The organism is Nocardia sp. CDC153 (assembly GCF_035818515.1).
In the GTDB taxonomy this organism is placed as follows: Bacteria; Actinomycetota; Actinomycetes; order Mycobacteriales; family Mycobacteriaceae; genus Nocardia.
The window spans coordinates 158,797-176,549 of record NZ_JAYKYU010000006.1 but is presented as its reverse complement, the minus strand read 5'-3'; the positions used below and the strand labels follow the sequence as shown (position 1 = coordinate 176,549).

The window sequence follows — 17,753 nt, the reverse complement described above, 5'->3', positions numbered from 1 at the left end:
GCCGGACCACAAAGGACGCAACACCACCGCGTCCAGCTGCGCCGTCGAGTCGTGAACGGTGATATTGCTGGGCCAGAGAACGATCCCGGTGGCTCGTTGGTGGTCACCTAAGCCCGTGTCCTGCGTTCGCGCTAGGAACTCCGATCGCGTTCCCCAAGCTCGGGGAGGTCCGTATCCCAGAAGAAGGTCATTTGTGCTGTGGGCAGGTGTAACTCGCGTCTGGCCGCAGCCAGGAATTCCTCAAACGCCTGCCGGAGTGAAACCCGCTCCTTCTCGAACTGCTGCCACGTTGGAATCTGATCGGTCACCGCCTTCGCGTACAGGTCGACGCTGGCCCGATCGACCAAGGTTGCGGCTGCGAGGACATCCGCAGAACCGTGCAGCCACACCACCGCCAGTGCGGAGTCCCAACCCGCGAAGTACTCACCGCGTACGCGTTGGTGCAGCGCATTGAGCTCGACCTTGTCTCTGTCGGCTAGGGCGAGCTCTCGGATGCCTTCGTAGACACGGTGATACTGCTCTGCAAACCGTTGATAGCTCATGGTTTTCAAGTCCCGTCGCCAGCGGGACGCCTCAGATCGGTTGTCCCAGAACCGACCAACGAGAATGCCTAAAATGGCCGCCAGGGCGGCGACTGCGGCGGCCGTCATCCCAACCCTCCCCCATGAGAACCCTGAAGCCGAGATTCGGGCAGAAGTTCCTGCCGTTGGGGAGATTGTCCAACTGATAGGCATCGCCGTCAGTGCAAACGGTTGAGCCGACTCGTATTTGGTACTCACAGGCAGTGCGGCCGACCAGGCGACGTGATGTTTCGGGAAAGATTGCGGTGGCCAATTGGTGCTAGGGACAGTCGACTGTCGACTCTTGTCGTGGCGCTCGATGCTTGCTTGAGTGGAACGACGAGCCGCAGACGTTCGTCTGCGGGATACTACGTATCTGCCCGGGGTGCGGCGAGGATCGAGGTAGTGAAGATGGAACCGTTGACGACGATCGTTGCCACCGCGATTGCGTTGGGTGCGGCGACCGGCTTGACCGACACCACCAAACAGGCGGTCCTCGACGCCTATAAGGGACTGAAGACCCTGATCACGTCCCGCTACCACGTGGATGTCACCGCGGTGGAGAATAAACCCGCATCCGAGGTCAAGCGTGCATCTCTAGCGGAGGATCTCGACGATGCTGGTGCAGGCGCCGACACTGAACTGCTAACCGCTGCACAACAACTCCTCGACGCCATACACACCCTGGCGCCCGAAACCGGTGCTGTTATCGGCGTCGACGTGGCTGGAACCCAGGCCCGCGCGCTAGAGATCAGCCGGATCCAATCCACCGGCACTGGAGTACGAGTCACTGACAGCACCTTCCAAGAAAACGTGACCATCACTGACGTGCGCGCCGGAACGCAGGAGGCGAAGGACCCTCACGCGGCGCGACAGTAGGCCCCGGCACTGTCGCGCCGGCACATGGCGCCGTCCTCTACGGGGTCACCGCAGGCGGGGATCTCACGGTCACCACGATCCAGCACCTCCCCCCTGCGCCGGTTCGCCCGGATCGGGTAATAGGTCAGATCCCGCAACAGCCAGCGCTGTTCGTCGCCCGAACAGAATTCGACACTCTGCGAACAGCGGTGCAACGCTCGCGGGTCGCGGTGATCGTGACGGGGATGCGCGGGGTCGGCAAAACCCAACTTGCCGCCGCGCTAGCCCGCCATGACTGCGATACGGGGACCGGGCTGGTTGGCTGGGTCGATGCCGAGACCATCGACATCACCCGAGCAGGACTGGCCGCGATCGCTGAACGGTTGGGAGTCGCTGATCCCGAAGGTGATTCGGCCGCGTCGGCCCATCGGTTGCGCGATCATCTCTCCGGCCATGCCGAGCCAGGGCTACTGATCTTGGACAACGCTTCCGATCCCGAACAAATCCGCCCATTACTGCCGTCGGCAGGCGGTACTCGGGTAGTGATCACCACCACCAACCGCGACTTCGCCGCATTGGGTGAACTGGTCGATCTCGGCGGATACACCCGCGCAGAGTCTGTGGCCTACCTCAACGCCGCCACCGGCCTGGACGACGAGGTCGGCGCCGAGAAGGTCGCCGACTCGATCGGGGACCTACCTCTGGCCTTGGCGGCAGCCGCGGCCACAATAACCGGACGCCGCCTCGACTACGCGAACTATCAGACGCTGCTGAACTCACAAGAGTTGCCCGAGGCGTTGGCGCGCAAAACCGGTCACGATTATCCGCGATCAGTGGTGCAAGCGATCCTCCTCTCAATCAACACCGTCGAGACGCGCACCGTCAATCGTGACCTCGACAAAGTCGTGGTGTGGCTACTAGGAGTGGTGGCAATGCTGTCACCCGCGGGCGTGCGCCGAGCAATCCTGCCCGACGAAACCGGCCTTCTGAGCCAGGCGCTGGAGCGTTGTGTGACCGGATCATTGCTGACATGGTCATCCAACGGTGACGCGGTGATCATGCATCGGCTGATAAGCCGTGTCCTGCGCGAACGAGCCCAATCCACAGGGCAGACCAAGAGACGTCCTTTTCTCCTGCGGCTCCTACCTAACCGCATTCATCCTGCAGGCACGAGTAACGATCTCGTCGCGCACGCTATCGACGTGATCGAACCACTACTTTTCGATCGGGAGCTCGCGTGGGCACAACGAGAGGAAGGTACCGATTTGGTCGACCAGATCGATGCGATCTGGAACACCCGGCTACCTGAGAAGAGCTGTGATGCGCTGCGCAAACGAGTATTGCAACTGCGTTCGTGGAGCATCGTTCAACTAGATTTCTCTGCAGATCTCGCGCGAGCCATGAGTGCCGGAGCAGAGTCTCTCGCCGACTGTGAGCGGGTTCTGGGACCCAACCACATCGACACCCTTGCCACCCGCAACAACCTCGCCCATGCCTACGCATCAGCAGGACGATTCGACGACGCGATCCCCCTCTACGAGGCCACCCTCGCCGACCGCAAGCAGGTTTTGGGACCCAACCACATCGACACCCTTGCCACCCGCAACAACCTCGCCAGCGCCTATGAATCAGCAGGACGACTCGGCGACGCCATCACCCTGCTTGAGGCCACCCTCGCCGACCTTGAGCGGGTCTTGGAGCCCAACCACATCGACACCCTTGCGACCCGCAACAACCTCGCCACCGCTTATGAATCAGCGGGACGATTCGACGACGCCATCACCCTCTACGAGGTCAACCTCGCTGATTTTGGGCGGATCCTCGGGTCCGACCACCGCAACACCCTCACCTCCCGCAACAATCTCGCCAGCGCCTACACATCAGCGGGACGATTCGACGACGCCATCACCCTGTTCGAGGCCACCCTCACCGACCGCAAGCGGAACCTCGGGTCCGACCACCCCGCCACCCTTACCACCCGCAACAACCTCGCCACCGCTTATGAATCAGCGGGACGATTCGACGACGCCATCACCCTGTTCGAGGCCACCCTCACCGACTTCGAGCGGATCCTCGGGTCCGACAACCCCGCCACCCTCACCTCCCGCAACAACCTCGCCCAGGCCTACAGATCGGCGGGACGACTCGACGACGCCATCACCCTCTGCGAGGCCAACCTCGCAGACTTTGGGCGCATCCTCGGGTCCGACAACCCTGTCACCCTTACCACCCGCAACAACCTCGCCACCGCTTATGAATCAGCGGGACGATTCGACGACGCCATCACCCTGTTCGAGGCCACCCTCACCGACCGCAAGCGGATCCTTGGCTCCGACCACCCCGACACCCTTACCACCCGCAACAACCTCGCCTATACCTACGCATCAGCGGGACGACTCGACGACGCAATCATCCTCTACGAGGCCACCCTCGCCGACATCGAGCGGATCCTCGGGTCCGACCACCGCAATACCCTCACCTCCCGCAACAACCTCGCCACCGCCTACGCATCAGCGGGACGACTCGACGACGCCATCACCCTCTACGAGGCCACCCTCGCCGACCGCAAGCGGATCCTCGGCTCCGACCACATCGACACTCTCGCCTCCCGCACCAACCTTGCCTATGCCTACACATCAGCGGGACGACTCGACGACGCCATCACCCTCTACGAGGCCACCCTCGCCGACCGCAAGCGGATCCTCGGCTCCGACCACCCCGCCACCCTCACCACCCGAAACAGCCTCGCCCAGGCCTACGAGGCGGTGGGCCAACTCGACAGAGCAGCCCTGGTGAAACAGGTAAGTCGCGAATGACCAGCACGGGCTCAAACGTCCGGGGCACCAGAGCTAGCGCCCTTCGACGCGGTACCTGACCAGTACGCAACAGCACCACCAGCCGCCTTCAGCATCCTCCAAGAGGCCCAAGAAACCAGCCTGCTGGTCAGAGCCTCGACTAGGGCATCGCCGGCTTCCGCCGAATCATCAAACATCAGGAAGGTGAACCTCAAAAAAAATCGTTGTTTGACTGCACTTTGCGCTTAGATCTGCTCGATCCACCTCCACCTGTACCCGGTCGACCACAACGGCCGATCATGGTGGCCATTCGGTGGCCACACGGCGTGCGTGGTGGTGAACAACGCCTGGTCGATCGGGGCTCGACAAACCTGCTCGTCGTGCGTAACGTGCGCAGATAGTCCGGATGCGAACCTGGGGGTCAAGTGGTCGCAGGTTCAAATCCTGTCAGCCCGACAATGGAGCCGGTCTTCGGACCGGCTTTTTTGTATCTGTATGCAGATGGGGGAAGCGCTGAAGGGTGATTCGGACCGGATGGTTTCTTTGGTAGTTTTGGGTTGATCTTCGGGCGGTGTGGTGAGCCGGTCGCGAATGGTTCGATCCGAGAGCTAGGAGTGGGCCCTTGGGGCTTCGGGGTATGCGGTGGGCACGGGTGGCGGGCGTGGTGGCGGCGCTGGTCGCGGAGGTTGCTGCGGTGGGGGCGTGGGGTGTTGGGGCTCCGCGGGCCGTGGCGGCTCCTGCTGATTGTCCGGCGTTCGCTGTGATCGCGGTGCCTGGGACCTGGGAGACGTCGGATACCGATCCTCGGCAGGGGATGTTGTCGTTGGTGACGCGGGGGTTGCCTGCGTCGGTGCGGACGGAGTATGTGAGTTATCCGGCTACGGCGTTGCCCTGGGAGGGGGAGGTTTATGGGCGGTCGGAGCGGGAGGGGGTCAATAACACTCGGGGGATGATCGCGGATCTGGCGGGGCGGTGTGGGGCAACGCGTTTCGCTTTGGTGGGATACAGCCAGGGGGCGAATGTCGCGGGGGATGTGGCTGCGGAGATCGGGAGCGGAATCGGGGTGATTCCGCCCGACAGGCTGGTCGCCGTGGGGTTGCTGTCGGATCCTCGGCGCTCCCCCACCGATCTGTTGATCGGGCCGCCGGTGGACGGGGCCGGGGCGGCGGGGGCCCGGCCCGGCGGGTTCGGGTGGGTGAGTCCGGTGGTGCGGACCATCTGCGCGGTGGGGGATTTGTACTGCTCGGTGCCCAATGATGATCTCGCGGGGCGGTTCGCGGGTTTCGCGACCCAGTTGTCCGCGCCCGACCCGCTGCAGATTCCCAATTACGCCGCGACGCTGAACTCCATTCTGAGCGAAGCCCTCGTTCCGGGGTGGCTGTCGATTCTGTCCGCGCCGCAGGATGATCCGTCCAGCGAGCAGTGGAGTCGTCAGGTTCAGCAGTTCCTGGCTTCCGGTGTGCACCAGTCGTATCCGCAGTATGTGGTCGACGCCAACGGCACCACCGCCACCGCGTGGCTGCACAACTGGCTGGCGGATATCGCGCGGTAGCGGTCAGTCCTGTTCCGGGACCGCGAAGAATCGTATGGACATCAACTGCGCGTCGGCGGGCGCGTCGGCGGGCAGCGGATGCCCGTGCTTGCGCAGTAGCTCCATGTAGTCGTCCATGAACGCCTGCAACTCCACGTGGGTCATGTAGGCGCTGTGGCGTTGCACCTGCGCCCAACCGTCGGGGCCCGTCCACTCCTTGTTGGCGCGCACATACCGGTCGATATCGGCGTTGATCTTCAGGGTCGCCAACTGCTCGGCGGCCGCGCGTTCGTCGGGGGCCATGGTGGCCGGGTCCGGCATGGTGTGGCTGAACGGGAGCGCGCGCCACCATCTTTCGCGGCCTCGAGATTTTTCCGGGATCTCCGCGATCAGCCCGGATTCGGCGAGTTTCCGCAGGTGGTAGCTGGTGGTCCCGGTGCTCTCGCCAAGGATTTCGGCCAGCGTCGTGGAGTTCGCCTCGGCGGTGGTGCCCAGGTGCTGCAGGATGCGGCCGCGCAGGGGGTGGGCGAGGGTCCGGTAGAGGGCGGTGCGTTCGGCACTCGTTGCGGGCTCGACGGCGCGTTTCTGCATGTCCACACGGTAGCAGAATGTTCTCTGCAAAATTTTCTTTGCAGAGATTTCTTTGCGGTTGTAGCGTGGCGGCATGCGAACGAAACGGACACTGGCCGAATGGGTTTCGTGGGCCTTCGGCGCGATCACCGTGGGCCTGATCCCGTGGATGGTCCTGCTCGCGCGGACCCTGCCCGATGAGACGCGGGTGCGGAACTGGGCCCTGGCCTGGATCGGCCTCGACCTCCTGCTGGCGCTCGGATGCGCCGCCACCGCGCTGCTGGCCCGCCGGCGCGCCGAGCAGACGCGGATCGCCGCCGCCGCGACGGGTTCCATCGCCACGCTCGACGGTTGGTTCGACCTGACCACCGCCGCCACGGGCGCGGCATTCCTGCAGGCCGCGCTCTGCGGTGTCGGGGAACTACTGCTCGCCGCCGGATGCGGCTATCTGGCCTTGCGCCACCAGAATTGATCGAAGGGGAATCATCATGCGAAGGAAGACAGTCGTTTCCACCGTCGCCGCCGGGCTGGCGGCCGGATCGGCCTACTTGTGGTTCGGGGACTCCGCGCCGTTTCCCTATTCCCAACGGTGGATGCTGGATGTGCCGCTACCGGGCTTGACCACCAATAGACTCACCCGGGTACTGCGCCCGACACCCGGCGAGCGAATGCTCGAGATCGGCCCCGGTACCGGGTTGCAGACCCTCGCGGTCGCCGACCGACTCGGCCCCGCCGGACGTGTCGACATTGTCGATATCCAGCAGGAAATGCTCGATCACGTCGAACGCCGCGCCCGCCACCTCGGAACCGTGGTGCCCACCCGGTCCGATGCCCGCGAATTGCCATTCGCGGCCGGAACTTTCGATGCCGCCTACATGGTCACGGTGCTCGGCGAGATCGGCGACCCGGCCGCGGTATTGCGGGAAATGACCCGCGTCCTCAAACCGGGCGGTCGCCTGGTCATCGGCGAGTTCTTCGACCCCCATTGGATCCCGTTCGGACGCCTGCGCGATTACGCCGAGGCCGAACACCTCCACATCGAAACCCGAATCGGCCCCACCACAGCCTATTTGGCGCGGTTACGCCCCTGCACCCACCACCGATACGCCACGGTATAGCCCGGCTGACACCTAACCTCCGACGGTTGCCGAGCAAAGAGATGGACACCCTCGGTACGATTCTGCCGCAACCGAATACAAGGAGACTTCGTGGATCCGCAGCACGCGCGTGAGGGTGCTTCCGCCGGTTCGAATGTGGTGGTCGAGAACGCGAGTTCGAGAGTGCCCATTTACAGTCCGGAGTTCGCGGCCGATCCGCACGGTTCGTATCGGCGGATGCGGGAGGTCTACGGCTCGCTGGTGCCGGTCGACCTATGGCCGGGCGTTCCCGCGACCCTGGTCATCCGGTATGCGACCGCGGTGCGGATTCTCAATGACTCCCATCATTTCCCGGCCGATCCGAGCGCCTGGCAGCAGACCGTGCCCGGCGATATTCCGATCATGCCGATGATCGAGTACCGGCCCAACGCGATTCGCACCAGCGGCGCGGAACACGCCCGCTATCGCCGGGCGCTGATGGACGCACTGGCCGGGATCGACCTGAATCTGCTGCACGCCATGGTGGAGCGCTCGGCACTGCCCCTGGTCAATACGTTCTGCGTGGACGGCCAGGCCGACATTCTGAGCCAATACGCGCTCCCGATGGTCTTCTCGGTGTTCTGCCAGGTCCTCGGCTGCCCGCCCGAAATCGGTGAGCGCGTCGCCGCCGCGAGCGCCGCCATGTTCGACGGGGTGGACACCGCAACGGTCAACGCCCAAATGGGTGAGGCCCTGCTCGATCTCACCGCGCTCAAAAGAGCCCACCCCGCCGATGACGTCACGACCCGGCTGGTCCAACACCCCGCCAACCTCTCCGACGAGGAGATGGTGCATCAGCTGGTGCTGTTGTTCGCCGCCGGTGTCGAACCCCCGCTGAACCTCATCGCCAACACCCTGCTGCTGATGATGACCGACAAGCGGTTCACCAGCGGCGACAACAGGATTCCGCTGACCACCCGCAATGCCATCGACGAGCGGCTGGCCACCGACCCGCCGATGGCCAACTACTGCATCACCTACCCGCGCCAGCCCATCCTGGTCGACGGCGTGTGGCTGCCCGCCGATCAGCCGGTCATCATCAGCATGGCCGCCTGCAATACCGACCCGGAGTTGAACACGGGCGAGTTCCTGGACAACGGTTGGAATCTGGCGTTCAGCACCGGCGATCACGCCTGCCCGGCGCACGCCCGCCCGTACGGGATCCTGCTCGCCCAGGACATCATCGATCAGCTCTTGGACTTCCTTCCCGACATCGCCCTGGCGGTGCCGGAGGACGAGCTGGTCTGGCGGCCGGGCCCGTTCCACCGGGCGCTGACCACATTGCCGGTCGTTTTCCCGGCCACCCGCCGCCCGTTCACCATGGACCAGGCCTAGCCGCCCGACGCTATCGATCGAGCTCGGACTCATAGCGCAATCCTCTTTGTGAGCTTCCACTATGAGTCTCGAGTCACTCTGTGTGACACTACAATTCGCGACTCTTCCGGTCGGAAGTAACCCGGTGGCAATACTCGCCGAGGATCGTATCGTCTCAGACGATGCCGCCGGGATCGCGAAAAAGTAGGAGGCGGTTATGAATACGCGCGCGGGCACGCAGGGTGCATCGCTGGCCGACGTGCTTCGGCACGGCAGCTTGGATTTTCACCAGCACTTGCAGGAGATCCTCAGCAACCCGGACTACTTCGTCACCGACAAGCAGAGTCAACAGCGTCGACGCGAGGACGCCTACGACCAATTGCGGTACCTGGTCAAGGAAATCGGCAGTACGCGCGAGGTTGCCACCGACCTGCCCGAGCTGTTCGCCGTGTTCGACTGGTCGGCGGTGCTGGCGACGGATCTGATCCCGCTCATCTCGGGGCACTTCAACCTGGCCTCGGGCAGCCTGGCCACGCTGACCGATTCCGATTCCGCCGCACCGTATCTGCAAGATCTCGACGATGCCTCGGCGATCGGCGTCATGCTGCTGACCGAGTACGGGTGCGGCTCGAACATCGGGTTCATGCAGACCACCGCGACCTGGGACGGCGACGGGTTCGTCATCAACACCCCCAACCCACGGGCCCGCAAATTCATGCCCAGCGTGGGCATTCCGGTGTCCCGGGTGTGCGTCGTCGGCGCGCGCTACATCGATTCCGCGGGCGTGGACCAGGGCGTGCACCTGTTCACCGCACGCCTGCGCGACGCCAATGGTGAAGCGGCGCCGGGGGTCACGATCAGCCAGCTCGACCACCAGCCGCTGGTCATCATGGACAACTCGGTCATCAGCTTCGACAATCTGCGGGTCGAACGCAGCGCCTGGCTGAGCAACAACCTGGCCAGCATCGACGATCAGGGCGTGCTGACCTGGCGCGACGAGAACAGCCGCAAGCGAGCCTTCGCCTCGGCCATCAGCCAGCTCACCGTCGGGCGGCTGGCGCTGTCCTCCTGCCTGAACGCCAGCGCCCGAGCCTCGCTGTACATCGCACTGCGCTACGCCGCCAAACGGGTCGTGCCACTGACCCCGTTCGACCACCCGCTCATGGCCGACCTCCCGCACGTGCGCGACACCCTGCTGACCGATCTGGCCGGAACCATCGCGCGCACCGTGTACGGCAACAGCGTCAAGACCGCGCTGGCGGGCAGCGACCTCACCGACCGCAATACCGTCGTCTCGGTCATGTTGGCCAAGCACTTCATTCAGCTGCACGCCCTGGACACGGTCACCCACTGCCGCATCAAGATGGGCGCGCAGGGCATGTTCAGCGCCAACCGGGTCGCCGATTACCTCGGCGTCTGCCACGCGGCCATCACCGGCGAGGGCGACTGCTACGTCCTGGGCTCGGTCGCCGGTCGCGTGCTGGCCAAGGATCTCGCCACCAGCGCACCGCCCGCGCCGAGGCCGCACGATCCCACCGACCGGAACGATCGCGCGCGCCTGTTCCGGGCCCGCACACTGACGATTGTGCAAGAGGCGCAACAGCATCTGACCACCCCCGGGCTCGAGGACCGGCTCGCGGTCATCCCCGCGGCCCTCGATCTCGCCGAGGCCTATTGCGCCGAGGAGGCGTTGCGGCAACTCGACGGGCTCGCCGAGCATCCCGAACTGGCGGCCGTGCGTGATGTTTTCGCGCTGCACTACCTCGTTCAGCATGCCACCTGGTACCTGACACACGGCCTGCTCGCCCTCGACGCGGTCGCGACGCTCGAACAGCAGCTACGCCTCGCCGTCGACAACCTCGCCGAGTACCTCGAGCCGCTGCTGGATGCCTTCGAGTTCAACGATGAGATCCTCGGCGCGCCGGTGCTTTCCGAAGATCTGCCGCAGGCGTGGGACAACCGTATCGCGGATCCCCGGCGGCACTGAGTTCCCGTGATCGCACCCCCGTCCGGGTGGGGCGCGCCCTATCCGGACGGAAAGACCACCGGGAGGGATTCCAGGGCTCGGTGGAAGGGGCCGGGGCGCCAGACCAGGTCGGCTTCGGGGACGGCCAGTTTCATGTCGGGGACGAAGTCGAGGAGTTGGTCGATGGCGTCCATGGCGATTTGGTAGCCGAGTTGGCGGGCCGGGCATTGGTGGGGGCCCGCGCCCCAGGAGAGGTGGGCGCGGTTGCCGAAGCGGGTTTGATCGGCGGAGTGGATGGCCGGGTCGGTATTGCTCGCGGCCATGCTGATGACCACCGGTTGGTGGGCGGGTAGCCAGACGCCGTCGATGAGGATGGGCTGGCGGGGGTAGGTCATGCAGAAGTTGGCCAGGGGCGGGTTGCTGAACAGGACCTCGTCGAGGGCGTCGCGGGTGGAGAGGCTGCCGCTGATCAGGTCTCCGGCGAAGCGGGTGTCGGTCATCATGAGCAGCAGCGTGTTCGAGATCAGATGCGCCTGCGGCTCGCTGCCGCCGCCGTAGAGGGTGGACAGCTGGTGGATGAGCTCCTCGGTGCTCAGATCGCTGCGGGTGATCAGGTGCGAGGTGATGTCGTCGCCGGGGCGGGCGCGTTTGCGTTCGATGTGCTCGCTCATGGCGGCGGTCATCATGGCGTTGCCGGCGACGGCGTCCGCGGCGGAGTCGAAGATCATCGCCATGCCCGCGCCGATCTGTTCGCCGGTGTCGGCGTCGAAACCCAGCAGGAAGTCCAGCACCCGGTACACCAGCGGATAGATGTACTGCTCCAACAGGTCCGCGCCGCCGAGCGTGTGGTGCGCGCCGACATGGGTGCCGAATTCCTGGATCAGCGGCAGCGCGATCTGCTCGACCACGGTGTGCATGCCGTGCAGGTCAACGGTTTCCAGCGCCGCGACCGTGGCCGACCGGTATCGATGATGCTCGGATCCACTGCTGTGCAACGCATTCGGCCGCCACTGCATCAGCGGCAGCACCGGGCACCCGGCGGGCATCGAGGCCTGCCACTGCCGCGGATCGGCCGGAAAGTTGGCCGCGTCGTTGAGGATTCGCAGGGCGGTCGCGTACCCCAGCACCAGGGTGGCCCGCACCCCCGGCGTCAGCTCGACTGGTACCAGCGGACCGTGCGCTCGCCGCCACCGCTCATAGGCCGCATGCGGATCCTCGGCGAACTCGCGGGTGTACATCGACTCCGGCGACGCGGCCACGAATGATCCCTCACATGTCTGTGTCGACTTGCCCTGGAACACCTTTCACTAGCAACAGCAACCTTACAGACTCCGCCCGGGATCGCACGGCCGAACGACAATCGGGCCGTGTCCGAAGACACGGCCCGATTGTTCAGTGACCGACCGGGATTCAGCCGCGCTGGTGCCGGATTCAGCCGCGCCGGTGGGCGCGGATGGCCTCGATGATGCGCGGGCGCATCTCGCTGGCCTGGATCACGGCGTCGACCGAACCCACCTCCACGGCGCGGTGGATGTTGTGGACGCGGTCGAATTCGGCCGCGACCTCGCTGAGCTTCTCCGCGCGCACCGAGGAACGAATCTCGTTGCGCTCCGCGGTGATCGTGGCGCGGTCGGTGCCGGAGGCATTGGCCGCGCGGGTCTCGAAGTCACGCACGCGCGGATCGGCCGCGGTGCGCGCGTCGACATCACCGGAGAAGACGACCGCGGCGGCCGGGGCGCCACCGAGGACCGAGGCGAACGAGCCGTCCAGGGCCAGCACGGTCATGTTCTCGTTGAGCGCCTTGGAGAACACCACGAACGCGCCACCGTGGTAGCGGGAGATGACGCAGAAGACGATCGGACCATCGAAATTGACGATCGCCCGGCCGATTTCGGCGCCGTACTCGAGCTGCAGCTTGCGCATGGACTCCGGCGAGCCGTCGAAGCCCGACAGGTTCGCCAGCACCACCAGCGGGCGGTTGCCGCTGGCGGCGTTGATGGCCCGGGCGGCCTTCTTCGACGAGCGCGGGAACAGGGTGCCCGCGGTGTAGGTGTCGGGTCCGTCGGTGGGCGGGAAGCCGTGGCGGACCACGCCACGGGATTCGATGCCCAGCAGGCAGACCGGGATGCCGCCCAGGTGTGCGTCCTGCACGACCGCGGTGTCGGCGTCGGCCATGGCCTCCCAGCGCTCCAGGACCGGGTGGTCCTGGTCGGCGACCGCCCGCATGACCGTGCGAATGTCGAACGGCTTCTTGCGGTCGGGATTGGCCGCGGCGGAGAAGATCTCGCCGACGGTGGTGAAGTCGCTGCCCGCCAGGGTGTGCGGGTAGTCGGAGATGTCGCGGTCGATCGGGTCGGTGGTCGCCGACTCGCGCGGGGCCTGCTCGCCGGGGGCGATGTAGGTGTGGTCGTAGTGCGCCATCAGGATGTCGCGGGCCGCGGTCAGGTTCGGGGCCCAGTACTGCGCCTGGCCGTTGGGGCCCATGACGCGGTCGTAGCCGCCGATGCCGAAGTTGTCCTCGGCCGACACACCGCCGGAGAAGTCGAGGGCCTGCTTGCCGGTGAGCACCATGGCCGAATCCGGGGTCATGATCAGCACGCCCTTGGTGTGCATGAGCATGGTGGCCTCGGCGTTCCAGTACGGCTGCGCGCCGACATTGATGCCCGCGACGACGATATTGATCTCGCCGCCGTCCTGGGTGAACTCGACGATCCGCTTGAGCGCCGCGGCCACCCAGTCCATGTTCTCGGTACCCGACTCCATGGAGATGCGGGCGCCCGAGGACAGCGCGTACCACTCCAGCGGCACCCGCATCTGCTCGGCCAGATCCAGGGCCGCGATCACCCGGCGGCATTCCGGCTCCGACAGCGCGCCAAGGGATTTGGTCGGATCGCCGAGCAGCACGACCCGGCTGACGCCCTGCGGGTACTTGTCGGTCGGCGTGGTGACCACACCGGCGACCAGCGCCGCGCTGTTGTGCCCCTTGGGCCGGTCGACCGGCACCAGTTTGTGCTCGGCGTCGAGGTCGTATTCGCTGAACTGGCCGAGCAGTCCGGTCAGCTCGTACGGGTAGACGGTGTTGCGGCTGCTGGCGCGCAGCACCTTCTGGCGGTAGGCGTCCAGCGGCTCGACCGGTTCGTCGGTCCGCTCGCCGATGCTCACCTCGACACCTCCGGTGGCGTCGAACGAGATCCGCACCGCGATCTTGGTCAGCTCGCCGGTGTCCTTGTCGCGCTGACGCGCGATGAGCAGGATCTCCTCGAGCCCCGCGCCCGCGGTCATCGGCAGCACGTGCCCGCCGATCACCGTCTCCAACTCCTCGAGGGTGACCTCGACCGGCGGCCAGATGTACATGACCACGCGGTTGGTGTTGAAGCGCTTGGCCGAGGGCCGCTGCGCGTGCGCGCGCCGGATGGAATCCAGGCAGGTGGCGATGGCGCTCTCCGCGGTGGGCAGCGCCAGCAGGCGGCCGTCGTGATCGCGCAATGCCTCCAGGTCACGCACCTGCGCGAAGGCGATGAGCCGGTCGTCGGCCGGGTTCTCCTTGGCGACCGCGCGGAACAGGTACACCTCTTCGTCGTCCGAGGACGGCAGACGGGTGAGGTCGAACTTGCGCAACCGCTTCATCTGCATGCGCTGCGCGATGTAGGGGTGCAGGCCGCGAATGAGCCGTTCCTCGACCATGCCGGTGGTGGTCGGGCGGAAGGTGAAGTGGTGGTGCATGACCGCGCCGCCGCTGCCCGCCACCGTGCAGGTGATGCGGTGCACCTGGTTCGGAAGCGACTGGGTGGCAAGGACATCCTGCAGGGCCGAGGCCATGGCGTCGAAGTCCTCGGGCTGGCGTTCCCAGCTCAGGTAGATGTCGGCCTCGACCGACGAAGCGCCACTGGCCAATTCGCCCAGCCCGCGCACCACGGTGCCCAGCGAGTCGAAGCTCACCGCGGCCGACGCCAGGCTCACGCCCCGACGCTCGGCGACGACGAACGAGCAGCCACCGGCCTGCTGGACCCGCACCGACGCGAGATCCTTGTTGCCGTAGTAGCGGCGGGTCAGCACCTCGAGCATGACGGTGTTGTCGACGCGGCCGCGCACCAGGCGCTGACCGAGCAGTCGCACCAGCGGTTCGGTGCTGCGCACCATATCGGCGATGCGCTCGGCGCGATCGGGCGTATCCGGTTGCGCGTCGAGGAAACTCAGGTGCTTGCGGACATTGGTGTAGACGCGGGCACGGTTGCGACGCAGCAGCGGGTGGCCGTACCAGGCGTACACGACGCCACGCGCGAGATCGGCGATCACCGGGATGCGCACCTGGGTGGCGGCAACCAGACGCTCGAGCGCCAGGCCGACGGGCTCGCGCAGCACGCGGTCCGGGACCGGCTCGCTCAGCCACTCGCGCAGCAGCGCGGTGATGACCGTGACGGTGCCGGACGGACGCTGCTGGGCCAGGAAGATCCGGAAGACCGCGGCCTCGAGTTCGGGCGAACGATCCAGCTCGGTGATGCCGTAGTGGCCCAGGGCCGCGGCGAGCTTGGTCTTGAACGATTCCGGCAGCCCGGCCCGCTCGACATCCAGGCTCTGCAGGTAGGTGTGGAAGTACTCGCGGGCACTGTGCACCCCGGCCTTGCCGTCATCGCCGGAGGGGCGATTGTGGCTCAGCTCGGCCAGATCGGCGAAGACCTGGATCAGTTCGACCTCTTCGGCCAGCGGGCGGCGGTTGTCCTCGATGGCGACCCGGCGCACGGCCAGGTAGTCGTCGAGCACGCGGCGCTCGTCGTGCGGGTCGACGTCGAAGCCCAGCAGCAAGCCGCGCAGATCCTCGAGACTGCGGGCCAGACCCTCTTCCGGACGCACCGGCGCCGGACGGCCCGGCAGATCCAGTTCGACCGATTCGGTCGTCTCGGTGGCGGCGTCGTCCTCCTCATCGGAGAGCGGCTCCAGCCGCAGCAGCGGCGCACCGGTCTCCACCTGGGAACCGACCGACACCGCGCATTCCTTCAGGCGAGCCCGGAAGGGCGCGCGCAGCACGGTTTCCATCTTCATGGACTCGAGCACGAGCACCGGTGCGCCCGCCTCGACCTCCGCGCCGACCTCGAGCGGGGTCGCGACCACCAGCGCGGGCGCGGGCGAGCGGACCACGCCGCCCTCGTCGCGGCTGACACGGTGCATGACGCCGTCGACATCCACGGCGTGGATCGGGCCGTGCGCGCCCGCGGTCACCCGGAAGCGGGTGCCATTCACCACGACCTGACCGGTGTGGCGGTCGAAACGCACCAAATCCACGTCGGCGGCCCGGATTTCGCCGCCCGCCTCGAGCCCGACGCGGAAGCGGTCGGCGCCGATGCGGGCCACCCGCACCCGGTAGCCGACGCCGCGCAGCTTGAGGTCGAGCGGGCGTCCGCTCTCGTGCTGCACCTGCGGGCGGCCACCGGCGGCGGTGGACAGCAGCCGCGACCGCTCGCTCTGCTCCTCCTCCTCGTAGGCGTCGATGGCGGCGACGATGAGCGCGATGGCGGAGTGGCGGTGCGAGACCAAACGGCCCTGCGCGCGCACGCGGTCGATCCAGCCGGTGTCGGCGCTGCCGTCGATCACCTCGGGCTGGTCGAGCAGGTCCAGGACGAAGCTCTTGTTGGTGGCGCCGCCCTCGATGACCACGCGGGTCTGGCCCATGGCGCGGCGCAGGCGGCCCAGCGCCTCGTCGCGGTCGCGGCCGTAGGCGATGATCTTGGCGATCATGGAGTCGAAGTCGGCGGGGATGGTGTCGCCCTCGCTGACACCGGTGTCCACGCGGATGCCGGGACCGGCGGGCAGGTCCAGGCGCGCGATGCGGCCCGGGGCGGGCGCGAAGTCGCGGTCGGGATCCTCGGCATTGAGGCGGGCCTCGATGGCGTGGCCGCGCTCGGCGGGCGGCTCGCCCACCAGCTTCTCCCCCGAGGCGACCAGCAGCTGGGCGCGCACCAGGTCGAATCCGGTGGTGGACTCGGTGATCGGATGCTCGACCTGCAGACGGGTGTTCACCTCGAGGAAGGCGAACAGCTCCTCGCCGGGGTGGTAAAGGAATTCGACGGTGGCCGCGCCGCGGTAGCCGACCTTGACCGCGAGCCGCTCGGCCGACGCCTTGAGCTCGGCGACCTGCTCGGGACGCAGCACCGGGGAGGCCGACTCCTCGATGACCTTCTGATTGCGGCGCTGCACCGAGCAGTCGCGCACGCCCAGCGCCCACGCGGTGCCCTGACCGTCGGCGATCACCTGGACCTCGACGTGGCGGGCGCCGGTGACCAGGCGCTCGAGGAAGACGACACCGGAGCCGAAGGCGCGCGCGGCCTCCTGGCGGGTGCGTTCATAGGCCTCGACGAGTTCGGCCTCATTGGTGATCATGCGGATGCCGCGACCGCCGCCACCGGCGGTGGCCTTGAGCATGAGCGGGTAGCCGATCTCCGCGGCGGCGGCGACGGCGGCCTCGACGGTGTCGACCCCGCCGCGGCTCCACGGCGCGACCGGCACGCCGACCTCCTCGGCGATCAGCTTCGCGCCGATCTTGTCGCCGAGCTTGCGCATGGCCTCCGGATCGGGGCCGATGAACGTGACACCGATCTGCTCGCACAGTTCCGCGAAGGCGGGGTCCTCGGCGACGAAACCCCAACCGACCCAGGCGGAATCGGCCTTGGTCGCCTTGAGCGCCTTTTCGAGGACCTTCAGGTCCAGATACGGACGTGCCGACGCGAGACCCAGGTCGTACGCGATATCGGCCTCGCGCACGAAGGTCGCGTTTCTGTCGACATCGGTGTAGAGAGCTACGGTTTCGATCGGGCGGCCAGTTTCTGCGGCCAGATCCCGGACCGCGTGGATGAGCCGCATGGCGGCCTCTCCCCGGTTCACGATGGCGATGCGACTGAACACTTGCCGGTTCCTTCCTCTTCCTAGCCCTGCGCCAGTCGCTTGCGGTTACGACTGCCGGTGCCAGGTAGTCTGCACGTCTGCTACGCGCAGGTACACCGCAGTAGGGGGTTACTGGCACGTATATCT

The 17,753-nt window shown here is 66.4% G+C and carries 11 protein-coding genes; 7 read left to right on the top strand and 4 right to left on the bottom strand.

The window, feature by feature from the left end:
• Positions 1–131: 131 nt before the first annotated feature.
• Complete coding sequence (locus VMT65_RS31105; protein WP_326312085.1) at positions 132–650, bottom strand: hypothetical protein; 519 nt, start codon at positions 648–650, stop codon at positions 132–134.
• Between the two features lie 315 nt (positions 651–965).
• Here VMT65_RS31105 and VMT65_RS31100 point away from each other — a divergent pair, with 315 nt between their 5' ends.
• The 3 genes from VMT65_RS31100 (at position 966) to VMT65_RS31090 (ending at position 5,765) form a co-directional block, all read left to right on the top strand.
• Positions 966–1,439 (top strand): hypothetical protein, encoded by a 474-nt coding sequence (locus VMT65_RS31100; RefSeq protein ID WP_326312084.1) that lies wholly within the window; start codon positions 966–968, stop codon positions 1,437–1,439.
• A 188-nt stretch (positions 1,440–1,627) separates the two neighbouring features.
• Positions 1,628–4,234 carry a tetratricopeptide repeat protein gene (locus VMT65_RS31095; RefSeq protein ID WP_326312083.1) on the top strand — a complete coding sequence of 869 codons (2,607 nt, stop codon included), beginning with the start codon at positions 1,628–1,630 and terminating at the stop codon, positions 4,232–4,234.
• Between the two features lie 616 nt (positions 4,235–4,850).
• Positions 4,851–5,765, top strand: a complete 915-nt coding sequence (locus VMT65_RS31090; RefSeq protein ID WP_326312619.1) for a cutinase family protein — start codon at positions 4,851–4,853, stop codon at positions 5,763–5,765.
• 3 nt (positions 5,766–5,768) lie between these two features.
• Here VMT65_RS31090 and VMT65_RS31085 read toward each other — a convergent pair whose 3' ends face one another.
• A complete protein-coding gene (locus tag VMT65_RS31085; RefSeq protein WP_326312082.1) occupies positions 5,769–6,335 on the bottom strand; it encodes an ArsR/SmtB family transcription factor in 567 nt (188 codons plus the stop codon).
• A gap of 73 nt (positions 6,336–6,408) precedes the next feature.
• Between VMT65_RS31085 and VMT65_RS31080 the strand changes: the two genes are divergently transcribed.
• The 4 genes from VMT65_RS31080 (at position 6,409) to VMT65_RS31065 (ending at position 10,751) form a co-directional block, all read left to right on the top strand.
• Positions 6,409–6,786, top strand: a complete 378-nt coding sequence (locus tag VMT65_RS31080) for a hypothetical protein (RefSeq protein ID WP_326312081.1) — start codon at positions 6,409–6,411, stop codon at positions 6,784–6,786.
• 16 nt (positions 6,787–6,802) lie between these two features.
• Positions 6,803–7,432, top strand: a complete 630-nt coding sequence (locus VMT65_RS31075; RefSeq protein ID WP_326312080.1) for a class I SAM-dependent methyltransferase — start codon at positions 6,803–6,805, stop codon at positions 7,430–7,432.
• A gap of 90 nt (positions 7,433–7,522) precedes the next feature.
• Entirely contained in the window at positions 7,523–8,785 is a 1,263-nt protein-coding gene (locus tag VMT65_RS31070) for a cytochrome P450 (RefSeq protein WP_326312079.1), read from the top strand.
• A 196-nt stretch (positions 8,786–8,981) separates the two neighbouring features.
• Positions 8,982–10,751, top strand: coding sequence for an acyl-CoA dehydrogenase family protein (locus VMT65_RS31065; protein ID WP_326312078.1), 1,770 nt, complete (start codon positions 8,982–8,984; stop codon positions 10,749–10,751).
• A 38-nt stretch (positions 10,752–10,789) separates the two neighbouring features.
• Here VMT65_RS31065 and VMT65_RS31060 read toward each other — a convergent pair whose 3' ends face one another.
• The gene (locus VMT65_RS31060) at positions 10,790–11,989 is read right to left on the bottom strand and encodes a cytochrome P450 (protein ID WP_326312077.1); all 1,200 of its coding nucleotides are present in this window, start codon (positions 11,987–11,989) and stop codon (positions 10,790–10,792) included.
• A 172-nt stretch (positions 11,990–12,161) separates the two neighbouring features.
• Positions 12,162–17,627: an ATP-binding protein gene (locus VMT65_RS31055; RefSeq protein ID WP_326312076.1), complete on the bottom strand. Its 5,466-nt coding sequence runs from the start codon at positions 17,625–17,627 to the stop codon at positions 12,162–12,164.
• Between the last annotated feature and the right edge of the window lie 126 nt (positions 17,628–17,753).